The sequence below is a fragment of the Bacillus sp. HMSC036E02 genome (genome assembly GCF_001836235.1).
Classification (GTDB): domain Bacteria; phylum Bacillota; class Bacilli; order Bacillales; family Bacillaceae_G; genus Bacillus_A; species Bacillus_A cereus.
In genome coordinates this window covers 109,033-124,876 of sequence record NZ_KV827850.1, presented here as the reverse complement: position 1 = coordinate 124,876, position 15,844 = coordinate 109,033, and the positions used below count along the sequence as shown (strand labels likewise).

The following is a 15,844-nucleotide window of genomic DNA, read 5'->3' as shown; positions in this document are numbered from 1 at the left end:
CTACTTTCTTATTTGTAAATAAGCACGAATCATAAAGTAACTCACTTCATTCGGAAGCTGTTCTTTAATAGATTTCAGACCACCATCTGCATTTTGAACGGCAGTTTCAATAAGAGATTCATACTCTGCTGGAACAAAGCTTTGCCAATCTACTTCCATTCCATCCTCATAGCAGCGAATTAAATGGTTTTCGATTGTTTGTCTTGATAAGTTACGTTCTTTTGCAATCTCATTCAAATCAATACCTTGTTTATACATTTCATACGTTTCTAAATGAGAATTTGCGGACGCTTTTCCTGACTTTTTACGCTCTGAAACTACTTCTGTCTTAATCGTTTCAGCATAATTTGGATTTTCCTCAATAAAATGCTGAACTGCTTGTAAGAAGCGCGAGCCATATTTCACAAGTTTGTGTTCTCCGATACCTTTTACCGTCAACAATTCGGAATCACTTTGCGGCATTTTCACACACATATCTTTTAATGTTTGGTCAGAAAAAATAACGAACGGAGGTACACCTTCTCCTTGTGCAATTTCTTTACGTACTTCACGAAGCGCTTCAAATAAAGGATGGTCTTGAACAATTTGTCTTGTCTCTACTCGTTCTTTTCGTAAAACATTCTCTTTACCAAGTAATACTTCTTTCCCTTTTTCAGTTACTTTTAACGTCGGATAAGTGCCATGTTCAACTGCAATTAACTCGTCTGAAATTAAAAACTCAATAAACTCACTGACCTCTTTTACACTACGGTTCGATAAAAGCCCATACGTTGGTAAAGTATGAAAATTAAATTCAATAACTTTCTTATTTTTCGACCCAGTTAATACTTGCGCTATCATTTGCTTTCCAAAGCGTTGGTTGGTTCTAATCATGCATGATAAAACCATTTGTGATTCCCTTGTCACATCGATGCTCTCGCGATTGTCTGTACAATTACCACAGCGTCCACAATCTTCTTTCGGTTCTTCTCCAAAGTATTGCAAAATGAATGATTGTAAACATTGTTCTGTATGACAGTAATCGGTCATATTTTGCAATTTTTCAAGTTCATTTGAAAAACGTGATTCTCCAGTTGATTGATCAATTAAAAAACGCTGTACTTGTACATCTTGAGAAGAATATAACAATATACATGTACTATCTAATCCGTCACGACCAGCACGTCCTGCTTCTTGATAGTAACTTTCCATATTTTTTGGAAGCTGATAATGAATTACGTAACGAATATTCGATTTATCAATCCCCATCCCGAATGCAGATGTTGCTACCATTACACTTACTTCATCTCGTAAAAAGAGTTCTTGTTGCTCATTTCTATCACTATCACTCATACCAGCATGATATTTTGATACAGAAACACCTGCCTTCATCAAATCTTCATATAACTGATCGACTACTTTTCTAGTAGCTGCATATATAATCCCAGATTCCTTTTGATTTTGACGAATATAATCCGCCAAATATGCATTTCGATCTTGCCCTTTAATGACAGAAAACGATAAATTCTCACGCTCAAACGTTGTCATAATTGTATTTTCTTGATTAATTTCAAGTGTGTTACAAATATCATCACGTACTTGCGGTGTTGCTGTTGCTGTTAATGCTAATATGAGCGGTTTTTCTGGAAGATAATCTAATATGCGATGTATATGTAAATAACTTGGACGGAAATCATGTCCCCACTGTGAAATACAATGTGCTTCATCAATCGCAATCATAGGGATTTTCATATCGATAAGTTGGTCAACAAACTCCATCGAATCAAGACGCTCAGGCGCCACATAAAGTAACTTGTAATGTCCTTGTTTCGCTAATTGAATTCGCTGATTTGCTTCTGCAATAGATATAGAACTATTAATATATGTAGCTGAAATGCCATTCTGTACCAATGTATCTACTTGATCCTTCATAAGTGATATTAAAGGTGATATAACCAACGTCGTTCCTTCAAATACTAATGCCGGAATTTGATAACAAATCGACTTACCGCCACCCGTTGGCATAATACAAACCGTATCTTTCCCATCTAGTACATTTTTAATTGTTTCATCTTGTCCTCTTCGAAACGAAGAATAACCAAAGTAGGACGCTAAAAGTTCTTGTGCTTTAGTAAACAAAAAAGAGTCACCCGCTTTTCTTTATCTTTCATCTACTTCTATTATATCAATCACTTATGCGACTTGAAAGGGATGATTAGATGCTTATTGTTTTTTCATTATTCTATGTTTCTTCACTTATTTAATATGAATTAGCATCATTATTTTATATGTTTTACAACATTTATAACGTAAATCCAGTACACAAGAAGAAAGAGTTTCAATTTAAATGTTCATTTTATTTCCCTTTCTTGAATACTACTAATCGTATACATATAAATTCAGGAGGTTACTATATGAAACATCGTAATACGAGGTCCATCACGGCAAAAACGAAAACAAAACAACTCCAATTCTCTAATAATGATGCGTGGAAATATGAATCATACTATAAGTATCAGCCATTATTCTCTTATAAAAAGCTTTTTAATTTTCTTTCTCAACTTTTTAAACGTTAATATATGCGCAAAAAATATATTATTCACAGAAGTTTTCTCAATATTAAACATATAGACTTACTACAATTGAGTTGTTAACATATATAATAATCTGTTGGATAAACCCCTTAAGTTGACCTGCTTATATTAGCAGGTCTTTTTCATAATTACATACTTCTATGCACCTCAATCTCACTTCCAAATCTTTTCTCCATTTTATAACCATATTTAACTCCCAACAATTAATGATAATCATAAATTGTTGGGAGTTAAATTGTTCACATATAATTATGCAATTCTTCTTTCTCAATACACAAAACACATTTTACTTGTTACTATAAAAGTACTCCAGATGAGTTTTTTGCTCATCGACATTATCTAGTTATTGGGGCCTGCCGCGGGAAGCAGGTCCCTTTGACTGTATGAAGGTCCCAATTTCATTTGGACACATTTACCAGGTTTTTTCAAAAGAATTTTATGATAACATTACGTAGTCGAGTCCGACATCTCGGCAATACCCTTTTGAGGGTCTGTAACTTCCCTTGCAGACCCTCTTTTACTTTATATTCAAATTATTCATATATATCACAACATCATTCATTGAATTTCTCCATTTCAAATTCCCTAAAAATAATCTAGGACACGGAACTAAAAATAAATCTTCATCATACTTTGAGTTATACATGTTCAAAGGAGTGTTACTATTTATGTATTCTTATTGGCAATCGTATTACTCCCCCTACCATAACCCTTATGTAAACTATGATTTATCCGTACGGAACTACCGAATTAGTAAAAATGAGAATTTTTTAAAAGGATATATGCGTTCTTTATGGGAACAACACGTCGCTTGGACGAGATTGGCTATTATAAGTATAGTATTTAATTTACCAGATGTTAACGTTACTGTTGGACGACTTCTACAAAACGCAACACATATGGGACTATCACTTGAACCATTTTACGGTGAAGATGCAGTAAAAAAATATAGTGCATTAATTAAAGATCACTTAGTAATTGCAGCGGATCTTGTTAAAGCCGCAAAAGCTGGTAATCAAAATGCAGCGGCCGCTATAGAGAAAAAATGGTACGCTAATGGTGACGCAATTATTGAATTTCTTAACAGTATCAACCCATATATAGATAAAGAAGAATTTAGAAAAATGTTTTATGAACATTTAGCACTAACGAAAGCAGAAGCACTTGCCTTCCTAAATAAAGATTATGAAGCAGGAGTAAAACTTTACGATAAAATTGAAAAAGAAGCATTAGAAATGGCTGACATGATAACAAACGCAATCGTAAAACAATTCCCGCAAGTATTTCAATAAAGTGAAACTTTAATCAGTGAGGGGTTTGTTCATCCCCCACTGATTATCAGCTCTCACCAATCGGCTTATTTAGTTTTCTCTCCATGATATTTCACCTCTCCTCTTTACATTTAGCTTATATCGATATATTTTATTAATATCCGTTTTTTATAGGAGGAAATAGTTTGATTAACGCGATTGGTCTCGTTTTTATACTTACAAATAAACACGAGAAAAAAAAGAAAGTTTACTTAAATGAAAAATTTGCACTAATAGATATTATTGATTCTAAAGAAGTATTTGATGATGAAGGGAATCCTTTAGTAGAACTAACATGTAAATACAGTATATATTTAGATGAAAAATATTACTGTAAATCTCTCGATGATTATACCGGACAAGTCTTTCCTTTCTTAAGTGCAAAAATAGGAAAAGGTCTTCTAAGAAACTTAAACTACTACTTTTCTTACGTTGATGCCTATGATAAGAAACCACCAGTTAAAGAAATAAGACCACTTATGAAACAAGTAACTAACAGATAGCCAAAAATACCAAAAAAAGAAAGCATCTAACCCTGGATGTTTTCTTTTTTATTAAAAACTCATTAACTTTCATCCTCTTCTAAAAGTATGTATCCAAGCATATTTTAAATTAAAAACATTGGAGGATTAGAGTGAATGAAATACTCAGAAACAATTATAAGCAAACGACTTCGAATACTTAAAATGACGGGTATGTTTTTCATGCTAGTGTTAATAGCATGGATTGGCTATACAAAATTACTTTATGAAAACGGCTTTCTTCAAGAAAAAAAGAATTCAGTAGAAGTAATGAACACTAGCATTACAGGAGAAATAGAGCAGCTTTTTCATATAAACTTGCAAGGCTATCGAAAAACAAGCCTTGATGCTGTTATAGAAGCCAGTAAAACCGATCCAAGTGAACTATCCTTAATTGAATTGGTCAACAAATCCTGCTCGCGAGATTGCATAGGTGAACCAGTTACATATGTAAACTCAAACAATGGATATATCTTTTATAAGGAATCTAATGGAACTAATGTAGCTATAACGGTTAAAAAGAAAGACACATGGGTAATTGTAAAGAAATCTGTTCAAGATGGAATATAATCACCCCAAAAAAGAGTACGCATCGTACTCTTTTTTATTATTAATACCCTTCCTCTTCATGCCTACAATGGCATTTCGCTTTTGTTTTACAATGACATTTTTCACACTCACACTTCGGTTTCTCTTTGCAACAACACTCGTGAAAATCATTGCGCTTACATCTACATCTCCCAAACATTAAATCATCCCAAAATTTATTACAATCTTGAAAATGTCCACAATGACAAGTATTTCTCATAAATATGCTTCCTCCTTGATAGAATTCATCATATTCTATGTTTGAAAGTATACAAAGGCTTGTTTATTAGTCTATTTTCTCCATATTATAAGTAGAGTTAAAAGATTAAATAAAAATAAAAACCGTCACATGACGGCTCTTATTTTTATTTAGCAAACTACTTTTATCTCACGTACTCATAGTACCATTTACGTGCATCTAACCAAGCTGTAAATTTATCGATATTCCCGGACGGATAGCCATTCGTTATAGCATAACCAATGCCATCTTTTTGAACGACAATTTGTCCATCAATACCCGCATCAACCATAGCTTGAGCCAAAGCTTGTAAATTACTAAATGCTACACCACCAGTTTTTACTTTGAGCAAATCCGCTGCACCTCCTCCAGTTTGTCCTGTAAGAGCAAATACAATAGAATTAGCGATTTTATCAACATTCCATTTTGCCATGTCGGATTCATTATCAATAAACCCTAATTCAATAAGAATAGCCGGTGCCTTCGTTCCATTTAATACTGCTAAAACTGTACGTTGTTTCGCACCTCGATCACGCCATCCAATATCTTTTGCTAGTTGAGCTGAGATTTTAGCCGCCAAATCTTTCTGATCATAATATAAAACCTCAACACCCTGTCCATTTCCATCACTTGCATTAAGATGAAAAGAAATAACTAAATCCACAGCATGGGAATTGCTATTCCGAATGATATTATTTAAATTTTGTGATTGAGTTGCCCCTACCTCGTCCGTATCGTCATAAACCGTGTGTCCTAGGGCTCTTAACTTAGCCGCCACGGCATCTTTAACTTGCCTATCTAGAACGTGTTCTTTCCGATTTCCGAAATTAGCACCTTGAACAATACTATTGTGTCCTCCGTGCAAACTATATCTAGCCATTATTCATCAACATCTCCTTTCTTAATATCTTATTCAAAACTTGTCTTATTGCTATTCCCACTTACAATCTTAACTGTGCCCATACGTCCTACATTTTCTAAAAGTGACGCAATTTGTTTTTGATATAAAAAAGCTATCGCTTCATAAATCGAATGATTTATTCTCTAAATTACTTTTACATGAATGACGACACGAACAAAAAGCATCACCCTTTCGGCGATGCCTAAAAACTCTATTTTACTTTTCAGCTCCCTAAATAAATAGAGTTTAAAATCACTGAAACTACACCTATATTTCCTCCCCTTCCTTCACAGCTTCTTTCAACCTCTGCAACATATACCCAATTCCTTTACACCCCTCTAGCGGATATGTAATCATTTCTTCTGGATATAACTTTGTCACTACTTTTTTATGCTTCTTCCCTGCTAATAAGACGATTTCGTCAAACTGTAGTAAACTTTTATCTACCATCTGTTTTTGTAATTGCTCTATACTTATTACCTCATCGCTTTTTGAATCAAATGCAAGATCATAGTTTTCTAATACAATATCACTTGGTCTTAAAAATCCATGTTTCGCTGATAATATAACCCAGTTTTCGAAAAACATAGTTGCGTACGCCTGACATGCTTTTCCGAACGGACTAATATATACATCTTTTGCTTCCATCGGTCCGTAGTCTGAATGTTTATCCCAAATTTTCTTTTTTCCGCATGGAATGATACATAGCCTTTTCATATATATTTCTACTCCCTTTACTTTGGTAAATAAAATTCGTTATTTTGTACATTTTTTTCTCGAAATACTATATAATAATTCTGAAAGTTAAAATTACACATTTTACCATATGCGTACTATAGATTACTCTCATTGCAAATATTATAATACCATAAAAATTTTTTCATTTTTTCTTCAAAATAATGAAACTAAATTATAATACAAGTATGTATTAATAAAAAAATAAAGGAGGTTCATAAAAATGAAAAATATTATCCCTGCACTATTAGTCTATTTTATCGTTTGCGTTATTTCCGTTATCATCCCAGCATCTGAAGGCTATAATTATGTCGGCTGGAAGTTATTTGTTGGGCAAGTGTATGCGATACCTATTTTCTTCATTACTACGATAATCACATTTTATATAAACAAGAAAAAATCTTACGAATAAACGATTATAAGGATAGCTAACACTATCCTTATTTTAATTCGTTAATCAAAAATTTATATCCTTTCTTCTAAAAAGTTAAACGCAACATCTGTATTTCAGCGTTTAAACGCAGTTCCTCCGAAATCCAGCTCTCTAATTTTGAAACAGATGCAATATTTTTTCAAAAAGCCCCTGTAATTTACTTTTCAATACTTCCATATCATTAAGCATACACAATGCGACTGTTTAAAAGTTAAAAATTTCTGCTTATTATAAATAAAAAAGGACAAGTAGCCAATCTGACTACTTGTCCTTACTGTTCATCTGTACGCAATACGATTAAGCTTGGAATGCTTCTGTTAATACTGGTACGATTTGTTTTTTACGAGATACAACACCTTTTAAAGTAGCTGTATTGTTTTCTAGTGATACGTTGTATGCTTTCTCAACAACGTTTGCTGCTTTACCGATCGCAAGACCGACAGAATCGTTAGTTAAGATATCAGTTACAACGAATAAGAATAGGTCTAAACCTTTTTCTTCTACTACTGCAGAAATTACTTTTTCAAGTTCCGCTTGGTGTACAAGAACGTCGTTTGTATCAACAGCGTTTACTTGTGCGATTTCAACTTTCGCATTACCCATTTGGAATTCTTTAGCGTCAAGAGAGATTAATTGCTCCATTGTTTTTCCGCTTAAGTCAGCACCAGCTTTTAACATTTCTAAGCCGTATTTATCTGCATCTACACCAGCGATTTCCGCTAATTCACGAGCAGCTGCTACGTCTTGTTCTGTGCAAGTTGGAGATTTGAATAGTAAAGAATCTGAAATGATTGCAGATAACATTAAACCTGCAACTTCTTTACGAATTGTTACGCCATTTTCTTTGTACATTTTGTTTAAGATTGTAGCTGTACAGCCAACTGGCTCACAACGATAGTATATAGGATCGCTTGTTTCAAAGTTAGCAATACGGTGATGGTCAATAACTTCTAACACACGAACTGATTCGATATCGTTAGCACTTTGTTGACGCTCGTTATGGTCAACTAAAATAACGTTGTCCACTTCGCTTGCTACTGTCTCAACAAAACGCGGTCCTTCTACTTTAAAATAGTCTAACGCAAATTGAGTTTCACCGCTGATTTCGCCTAAACGTACAGGCTCAGCATTCATTCCTAATTCTTTTTTCAATTCTGCATAAGCAATTGCAGAACAAATTGCATCTGTATCTGGGTTTTTATGCCCGAAAACTAGTACTTTTTCCATGTTTTCCACCTCTTCATGAAAAGGATATCTTAAAGAAGCAAATATGACAATATTTAAAGCATATTTTTTTATAAATAATTGCACTTTCTTCTATATTTTTCATCATTTTCATAAAAAAAATCATCTAAAATGAATTAGATGATCGAAATGTATGTTTCAATTAAAATAGTGTAGGAGCTTGCACTACATTGTTAAAAGCGAATTTTGAGGATAAGCCATTATTCAAAAGGTTTACATCTATAACTTGATAAAACGCATTTCCAGTGTCTGCAATTTCCCAAACAGCTAAAATAAGATGGTATCCACTACGGTCAGTTGGTACATTCGCTTCGTGCGTTACTGTTGTCCCTGGTCTAGCTCCACCGTCATTTTTCACATAGAATGGCACTAAATCTAAATCTGATCGCGTCAAAGGTTTATTGGGATTCCAACCTTTTTTCGTAATATAGTATTTCCACTCTTTCGTACTATGAGGAGCCGTTAGTTTCCACTTGAATGTATTCGTCCCGCCATTTAACGTAACTTTCTTCCACCTATCTACAGTTTGAACATCTAAAGCGGGAAAATGACCAGCCCCTGCAATTTGTCCATCAGAAGGTCCTAGTTGCGGAAATCCACCTATTCCTTCTACGCTTTGAGGTTCATATTGAATTGGTCCACAATTTACATTTACCCCTTGCTTACATAAATAAGATCGGCTCGCTGGTGATTCTACATATCCATGAGCTGAAGCCTTTTCTGAAAATCCAAATGTTAATAATCCCGTAAGTAATACGCCACCACTTAAAATAACTTTCTTCATCTTTTGTAAACTATTCTTTTTCATACTTTCATCCCCTTCCCATAATAAAGCGAAAATAACTATAGTTGGCTAGTCATCTTCTCTACATTTATTATAAGACGAGAATCATTACTAAAAGAACCCTCTAAAAACTTTCTCAAATTCATTTAGTGCGTTAATTAGATTATAATTAACTATTTTAACACCGCCAGAAAAATATAGACGGTGTTAAAAATAGTCGTTTATTATTCACTTACTAATAATCAAGCACTCTCCCCGTTTGATTATAACTTAAATGTTTTTATAATAAAGAACCGTAGCATCTAACTTTCCATTCGGAGAAATTGCATACCCTGGTATTGTTCCAACTTCTTGGTAGTCTAGTGATTTGTACAATTTATTGGAAGGATCTCCTTCTCTAGTATCTAATACTAAAAGAGACCTGTTTTCTTGCTTTGCTCGTTCCTCTGCTTTTTGCATAAGCAATCGTCCAATACCGTTTCGTCTAAAGTTTGGATGAGTCATTAATTTGCAAATCTCAGCTCTATGAATTCCGTTAGGCTTAGTAACTAATTGTAATTGAATACTCCCTGCTACTTCGTTGTTTATTTTAGCCACATACAATATCACTTCTGGCGCTAATACTGTTTGCCAATACTTTGTTGCATCTTTTTGTTCCAGTGGAGGCAAAAAACCAATTGATGCCCCATCATTTACAACCATTTTCAAAAGTTTCGAAAGTTCTTCTATATCATTTTCTAGTTTCTTAATTTCTTCAATTACTAAATTTCGCATTACTTTTCCCCCTTTTGTTTCATTGTAACAATTTTTAAAGAAGGAATAATGAAATAATAAGAGGAATTTATAGTTAAGATATGATTTTTTGTGAAAGGATAACGATATGAAATATATATTAGATAGAACGTACGCAAAAGAATTACTCGAATGGGCATATGAACAAAACCCGGGCCCTTGGTTTGAACATTCACTACATGTTGCTCATGCAACTGAAAACATAATTATAGAACTTATAAAAAAAGGGTACAAGCTAGATGCTGACATAGCATATAACGCTGCCCTTTTGCATGATATCGGAAGATACAAAGGTTTTACCAAATCGGTCATTCATTCCTATGATGGTTATATGTATATGAATGATTTAGGGTATACAGGAAACGCTGTTATTTGTGTGACACACTCATTCCCATGCAAAAATGAACATATAGATATCGCAGCAGAATGGAGTCTCGTTCCTGACCATATGAGAAGCCGATTAGTTGAAATATTAAATGAACATTGTAACTACGACTTATACAATAAAGTAATTACTCTTTGTGACGCTCTTGCTGATGCGGATGGCTTTACTACGCTGGAAAGAAGATTAATTTCTGTTGGTTTGCGTCATGGTACAACATCTCATACATCTTTACATTGGAAAGGGTTTTATGCGATTAAGAAAGAATTAGAAGCTTTAATCGGTAAGAGTATATACACAGTTCTTCCTGATGTAGAAAAATCTATTTATGAAGATATAGAATATTAAAGTAAATACAAATTGAAAACGATAAAATTTGTATTTATGTTTCTAAAAGACTCTTTCAAAAATGGAGGGATTTCTTATTAGTAAAATAGGATTTGACTTGATAAACCTTGAGGGGAATTTTGAATTTGGATATGAAGATATAAAAAAGATTTCTATGAGATGTAAATTTTCTAACTGTTCACATACAAACGAACCAAACTGCGCGGTTAAAAGAGCTATCTCTGACGGTGCTCTTTCTGAAGAAGTAGTTAACAGTTACTATAGAGATTTTAATGAGGCACATTATGTTTCTAAACAGAAAAATAAAACAAAAGCCATTGATTATATGAAGCAATTGAAGCTTTTTACAAAACCTTAAAATTAAATAAATAGTTGTTATTTCTCATTCCTACTAAATTTAAAATTCTCCCATTATTGTATAACCATAAATTGAACCCATCCTAGATAATTTTTATACTCAAATTTAATTTCACATAAAAAACGTTTTAAACATAAAGTTTAAAACGTTTTTTTATTCAATGCTTTTGATTTTTCAATTCTGTTAAACACTCTTGCACTAAAGTTACCGCTTGACTCATCGCAGCTCCGCCAGCAAATGCTGCTGAAACACCACATGCTTCTAGAATCTCTTTATCCGAACATCCTTGATCAAGACAACCTTTTGTATGATAAATTGTACAATACTCATCTTGCGTTGCTAAACTAATTCCTAATGCAATAAGTTGTTTTTCTCTTTTTGTTAAAGAACCCTCTTGAAAACAAGCTTGCGTGAACGCATTATATGTCTCAGCGATTTCAGGAATTTGATTTGTAAAACTACCTATACCTTCTTTATAATGATGTAGAATATCATTTATCGAACTATGTTGCTCATGTTCCATCTTATTCCCTCCAGTCATATTATCCATACTTATTGTAGTATGTGATGAAATGGAGGCAATATACCTTCTTTTAAATTAAGAATTTTTAGTTAATTTAAGTTATAATTTTAAATTATCATCTACAATAACTTTTTCTTTCAACCTCTTTACTTCTTTCTTCCCAAAATGTTAATCCTTCAATCCCCACATTTTTAGGATTAAATACTGGATCTTTCCCTTCTTTTTTCTGCGTTTCATAATCTTTTAACACTTTTAATGCGGTTTTACTTAAAAGTAAGATTGCGATTAAGTTTAACCATGCCATACTACCGATTCCTAAATCTCCAAGATTCCATAAAAGCGACGCTGATTCAACGCTACCGATGTAAACCATAATTAAAAATCCAAATTTTAAAACTGGTTTTAACCAGCCATATTTCAGTTGACGATCTAAATAAGTAAGTGTCGTTTCAGCGATATAGTAATAAGCGAGTAACGTTGTAAATGCAAAAAAGAAAATCGCAATTGAAATAAATATTGGACCAAACCCTGTTATCACAGTTTCAACTGCTTGTTGTGTATAAATTGGACCAGCTTCCACATTTCCTATGTTTTGTACAATGGCGGTTTTCCCTTCAGGTATAACATTATACATACCTGTTATTAAAATCATAAGAGCTGTCGCTGTACATACGACAATTGTATCGATATATACGGAAAACGCTTGAACTAATCCTTGTTTTGCGGGATGCGATACTTCAGCAGCCGCCGAACTATACGTCGCTTCTCCGACACCAGCAACGTTTGAAAATACAGCGCGTTTTACGCCCCATGCAATAGCTGCACCAACAATTCCACCAAACATTTCATTTACACCAAATGCGCTAGAGAAAATTAAAGCAAACATCCTTGGAATCTCCGTTACATTCGCAATTAATATGATACATGTAACAATTACATAACCAATTGCCATAAATGGAACAAGCATTTGAGAAACGCCAGCAATTCTCTTTACACCACCAAAAATAATTGCTGCTAGTAACATGACTAAAAATATACCAGTTATATATTTGCTAATACCATTAGAGTTTTCAAATCCAACTGCGATACTACTAGATTGAATACCTGGTAATAACACGCCATATGAAAGTGTTACAACTACTGCTACAATGACTGCAAACCATTTCATTTTCAAACCTTTCTCAATGAAATATGGAGTACCGCCGCGATATTCATTCCCTACTTTACTTTTGTATACTTGAGATAATGTTGATTCTACAAACGCGCTCGCTGCCCCTAACAAAGCCATTACCCACATCCAAAATACAGCTCCAGGACCGCCGAAAGCAATTGCTGTCGCTACCCCTGCAATATTACCAATTCCAACTCTTCCTGATAAGGCTAAACAAAATGCCTGAAAAGATGATATTCCCGTCTCTGAACTCTTTCCTTCAAATAATAGTTTAATCATCTCTTTAAAATAACGGATTTGCAAAAAGCGTGTTGCAATCGTGAAATATACGCCTGCCCCTAATGCAAAAACAACTAAACCGATACTCCACACTTGCCCTACTAACCATTCTACTAAATTCTCCATCCAAATCCCCCTTATCATTCTTTGGAAAAGCAATTTTGTATATAAAAAAAACGGACAACTATTATCAAACTTTCTAGTTGTCCGCATCTTTCATTATTTCATCCCTCAATTTTTATCAGTAAAACGCCCTATTACTTTATATTTACCCAAACACTTTTCACTTCTGTATAATTATCAAGCGCATATGAACCTAATTCGCGGCCAATACCAGATTGTTTATATCCACCAAATGGTGTAGCTGCATTTTCCAAGTTATAATCATTAATCCACACTGTTCCTGCTTTTAATTTATTTGCTACTTGATGACCCGTTTTGATATTTTGCGTCCATACACCCGCAGCAAGGCCATAGGATGAGTTGTTCGCTCGTTCAATTACTTCTTCTGTCGAATCAAATGGAAGTACGACAACAACTGGTCCAAATATTTCTTCCTTAACGATTGTCATATTGTCTGTAACATCTGTGAATATAGTTGGCTTAACGAAATAACCTTTTTCAAGCGCACGTTCGCCACCAGCCGCAACTGTAGCACCTTCTTTCTTCCCTTGCTCAATGTAATTTAACACACGCTCTTGTTGTTTCTTAGATACGAGTGGACCCATTTCCGTTCCTTTCTCCATACCTGCTCCAAGTTTTACGTTGTTCGCCATTTTCACAAGTGCATCTACTACAGTTTCATAATGTTTACGATGAACAAATACACGTGATCCTGCGCTACAATTTTGACCGTGATTATACATAATACCTTGGAATGCACCATTTATCGCTTCTTCCAAGTCCGCATCTTCTAAAATGATATTTGGTGATTTTCCGCCAAGCTCTAACGTTACATGCTTAATCATTTCTGCAGATTGACGCATAATATATTTTCCTGTAACAGTAGATCCTGTAAAAGCAACTTTATCAATGTCATGATGATTTACAATTGCAGCCCCTGCTTCAGGACCAAAGCCTGATACAAAGTTTACAACGCCGTTTGGAAATCCAGCCTCTTTAAAGAGTTTCGCTGTATATAGTAAAGATAAAGGCGTTTGCTCTGCTGGCTTTAATACAATCGTACAACCTGTCGCCAGTGCAGCTCCCATTTTCCAAGAAGACATAACAAGCGGAAAATTCCACGGAATAATTTGTCCTACAACACCAACAGGTTCATGTCTCGTATAATTCAAGTAATCTTTTGAAATCGGGATTGTTTGCCCAATAATTTTTGTAGCCCATCCTGCGTAATAACGATAATTTTCTACAGTCGCTGAAATATCATCATCAAGTGCTACTTGATATGGCTTTCCATTATCTAAAGCTTCTAGTTGCGCTAATTCTTCTCTATGTTCTTCAATTAAATCTGCTAATTTATAAATAAGATGCGCTCTTTCAGCAGTAGCCATTTCTGCCCACGGGCCAGATTCAAATGCAGATCTTGCCGCTTTTACTGCAGCATCAATATCCTCTTCTTGCGCTTCACATACGACTGCTAGAACCTCTTCTGTTGCTGGATTGTACGTTTCAAACGTCTTTCCGCCAATAGCAGAAACAAATTCGCCATTAATAAACATTTTAATTTCTTCATTTAAAAACGCTTCCACTTTTGGTTTCAGCTCAATATTTGTCTTTAACATTATGTTCTCCTCCTTATTTAAACAGCTGCATGAGCTGCAATATTTGATAAAATCGTTTGAAGCTTTTGATCTTCTTCTACAGTTAACCCTAGTCTTGGATAGCGAGAAGGTCCTCCCGCTTGCCCATGTAATTCCATAGAACGTTTAACGATTTGAACATATTTCCCTGATCCTTCAAGAAACTCGCAAAGTGGTAAAATAGCATCGTTTATTTCCCACGCCTTTTCTAATTCACCATTTTGAAAATGCTCATACATTTTTGTAACGAGACCGGGAACAATATTTCCTGCTACTGAAACCCATCCCGAGGCACCAACTAAATATGATTCCATAACTAAATCTTCAGAACCACAGAAGACTTGGAAAGCCCCTTCACTTTGTCTTACTAAATCTCTCGCTTTTCGAATATCTCCGCTAGATTCTTTAATATGTGTAACATTTCCACACTCTTTTCCAATACGGAGCATTAGCTCTGTACTCATATCAACACCAGAAGTAAATGGATTATTGTATAACATAATTGGTATATTTACAGAGTTTGAGATTTCTTTAAAATGAAAATAAATCTCCTCTTCCTTCGGTTTACAATAGTAAGAGTTTATAATTAATGCACAATCTGCTCCGTGCGCTTCTGCATGTTTCGTATATTCAATTGTTTCTTTCGTCGTCTCTGCTGCAGTTCCAACAATAACTGGAATACGGCCATCAATTTCTTTCAACACAGTTGCTACCATTTTAAATCGTTCTTCTTTTGATAAACTTACAAATTCTCCTGTACTTCCATTAATGATGATACCTGCAACGTTTTGTTCGATAAAGTAATTTACATTTTGCTTTACCCCATCCCAATTAATTTCCTGAAATTCATCCATCGGTGTTATTAATACTGGAAATGCCCCTTTAATTTTTTGCATATTTATC

General features: G+C 34.3%; 18 protein-coding genes. 7 read left to right on the top strand and 11 right to left on the bottom strand.

The genetic code is table 11. From position 1 onward, the window contains the following. Positions 1-2,118: a DNA helicase RecQ gene (gene recQ / locus HMPREF2590_RS14760; RefSeq protein WP_000494257.1), complete on the bottom strand. Its 2,118-nt coding sequence runs from the start codon at positions 2,116-2,118 to the stop codon at positions 1-3. A gap of 275 nt (positions 2,119-2,393) precedes the next feature. On the opposite strand from recQ, the gene HMPREF2590_RS30375 reads away from it, so the two are divergent. The 4 genes from HMPREF2590_RS30375 to HMPREF2590_RS14740 all read left to right on the top strand — a co-directional run bounded on the left by HMPREF2590_RS30375 (position 2,394) and on the right by HMPREF2590_RS14740 (position 4,974). Beyond that, positions 2,394-2,555 (top strand): hypothetical protein, encoded by a 162-nt coding sequence (locus HMPREF2590_RS30375; RefSeq protein ID WP_000682746.1) that lies wholly within the window; start codon positions 2,394-2,396, stop codon positions 2,553-2,555. A 686-nt stretch (positions 2,556-3,241) separates the two neighbouring features. Then, complete coding sequence (locus HMPREF2590_RS14750) at positions 3,242-3,865, top strand: hypothetical protein (RefSeq protein ID WP_000287727.1); 624 nt, start codon at positions 3,242-3,244, stop codon at positions 3,863-3,865. Between the two features lie 164 nt (positions 3,866-4,029). Continuing rightward, entirely contained in the window at positions 4,030-4,386 is a 357-nt protein-coding gene (locus HMPREF2590_RS14745) for a hypothetical protein (RefSeq protein WP_000606231.1), read from the top strand. Between the two features lie 135 nt (positions 4,387-4,521). Then, a complete protein-coding gene (locus HMPREF2590_RS14740) occupies positions 4,522-4,974 on the top strand; it encodes a hypothetical protein (RefSeq protein ID WP_000877572.1) in 453 nt (150 codons plus the stop codon). On the opposite strand, the gene HMPREF2590_RS30370 is transcribed toward HMPREF2590_RS14740, so the two are convergent. The 3 genes from HMPREF2590_RS30370 to HMPREF2590_RS14730 all read right to left on the bottom strand — a co-directional run bounded on the left by HMPREF2590_RS30370 (position 4,975) and on the right by HMPREF2590_RS14730 (position 6,848). Next, positions 4,975-5,148 (bottom strand): hypothetical protein, encoded by a 174-nt coding sequence (locus HMPREF2590_RS30370; protein ID WP_000503012.1) that lies wholly within the window; start codon positions 5,146-5,148, stop codon positions 4,975-4,977. Between the two features lie 227 nt (positions 5,149-5,375). Then, positions 5,376-6,110 (bottom strand): N-acetylmuramoyl-L-alanine amidase, encoded by a 735-nt coding sequence (locus HMPREF2590_RS14735; protein WP_000135283.1) that lies wholly within the window; start codon positions 6,108-6,110, stop codon positions 5,376-5,378. Between the two features lie 288 nt (positions 6,111-6,398). Then, a complete protein-coding gene (locus HMPREF2590_RS14730) occupies positions 6,399-6,848 on the bottom strand; it encodes a DUF6884 domain-containing protein (protein ID WP_000824872.1) in 450 nt (149 codons plus the stop codon). Positions 6,849-7,089: 241 nt separating this feature from the next. Here HMPREF2590_RS14730 and HMPREF2590_RS14725 point away from each other — a divergent pair, with 241 nt between their 5' ends. After that, positions 7,090-7,278, top strand: a complete 189-nt coding sequence (locus HMPREF2590_RS14725; protein WP_000789486.1) for a DUF4017 family protein — start codon at positions 7,090-7,092, stop codon at positions 7,276-7,278. Positions 7,279-7,596: 318 nt separating this feature from the next. Here HMPREF2590_RS14725 and ppaC read toward each other — a convergent pair whose 3' ends face one another. The 3 genes from ppaC to HMPREF2590_RS14710 all read right to left on the bottom strand — a co-directional run bounded on the left by ppaC (position 7,597) and on the right by HMPREF2590_RS14710 (position 10,102). After that, positions 7,597-8,526, bottom strand: a complete 930-nt coding sequence (ppaC, locus tag HMPREF2590_RS14720) for a manganese-dependent inorganic pyrophosphatase (RefSeq protein ID WP_000416862.1) — start codon at positions 8,524-8,526, stop codon at positions 7,597-7,599. A gap of 160 nt (positions 8,527-8,686) precedes the next feature. Further along, the gene (locus tag HMPREF2590_RS14715; RefSeq protein ID WP_000742278.1) at positions 8,687-9,352 is read right to left on the bottom strand and encodes a lytic polysaccharide monooxygenase; all 666 of its coding nucleotides are present in this window, start codon (positions 9,350-9,352) and stop codon (positions 8,687-8,689) included. A 246-nt stretch (positions 9,353-9,598) separates the two neighbouring features. Then, the gene (locus tag HMPREF2590_RS14710) at positions 9,599-10,102 is read right to left on the bottom strand and encodes a GNAT family N-acetyltransferase (protein ID WP_050821892.1); all 504 of its coding nucleotides are present in this window, start codon (positions 10,100-10,102) and stop codon (positions 9,599-9,601) included. A 106-nt stretch (positions 10,103-10,208) separates the two neighbouring features. On the opposite strand from HMPREF2590_RS14710, the gene HMPREF2590_RS14705 reads away from it, so the two are divergent. Together HMPREF2590_RS14705 and HMPREF2590_RS14700 are read left to right on the top strand one after the other, a co-directional pair. Then, positions 10,209-10,850 carry an HD domain-containing protein gene (locus HMPREF2590_RS14705; RefSeq protein ID WP_000874109.1) on the top strand — a complete coding sequence of 214 codons (642 nt, stop codon included), beginning with the start codon at positions 10,209-10,211 and terminating at the stop codon, positions 10,848-10,850. A gap of 61 nt (positions 10,851-10,911) precedes the next feature. Then, positions 10,912-11,208, top strand: coding sequence for a P-loop NTPase family protein (locus HMPREF2590_RS14700; protein ID WP_000398281.1), 297 nt, complete (start codon positions 10,912-10,914; stop codon positions 11,206-11,208). A gap of 157 nt (positions 11,209-11,365) precedes the next feature. On the opposite strand, the gene HMPREF2590_RS14695 is transcribed toward HMPREF2590_RS14700, so the two are convergent. The 4 genes from HMPREF2590_RS14695 to dapA all read right to left on the bottom strand — a co-directional run bounded on the left by HMPREF2590_RS14695 (position 11,366) and on the right by dapA (position 15,837). Continuing rightward, positions 11,366-11,758 carry a carboxymuconolactone decarboxylase family protein gene (locus tag HMPREF2590_RS14695; protein WP_002005224.1) on the bottom strand — a complete coding sequence of 131 codons (393 nt, stop codon included), beginning with the start codon at positions 11,756-11,758 and terminating at the stop codon, positions 11,366-11,368. Positions 11,759-11,846: 88 nt separating this feature from the next. Beyond that, positions 11,847-13,307 (bottom strand): alanine/glycine:cation symporter family protein, encoded by a 1,461-nt coding sequence (locus tag HMPREF2590_RS14690; protein WP_002005223.1) that lies wholly within the window; start codon positions 13,305-13,307, stop codon positions 11,847-11,849. 131 nt (positions 13,308-13,438) lie between these two features. Then, positions 13,439-14,923 carry an aldehyde dehydrogenase family protein gene (locus HMPREF2590_RS14685; RefSeq protein ID WP_000920983.1) on the bottom strand — a complete coding sequence of 495 codons (1,485 nt, stop codon included), beginning with the start codon at positions 14,921-14,923 and terminating at the stop codon, positions 13,439-13,441. Positions 14,924-14,940: 17 nt separating this feature from the next. Then, positions 14,941-15,837: a 4-hydroxy-tetrahydrodipicolinate synthase gene (dapA, locus tag HMPREF2590_RS14680; protein ID WP_001169460.1), complete on the bottom strand. Its 897-nt coding sequence runs from the start codon at positions 15,835-15,837 to the stop codon at positions 14,941-14,943. Positions 15,838-15,844: the final 7 nt, after the last annotated feature.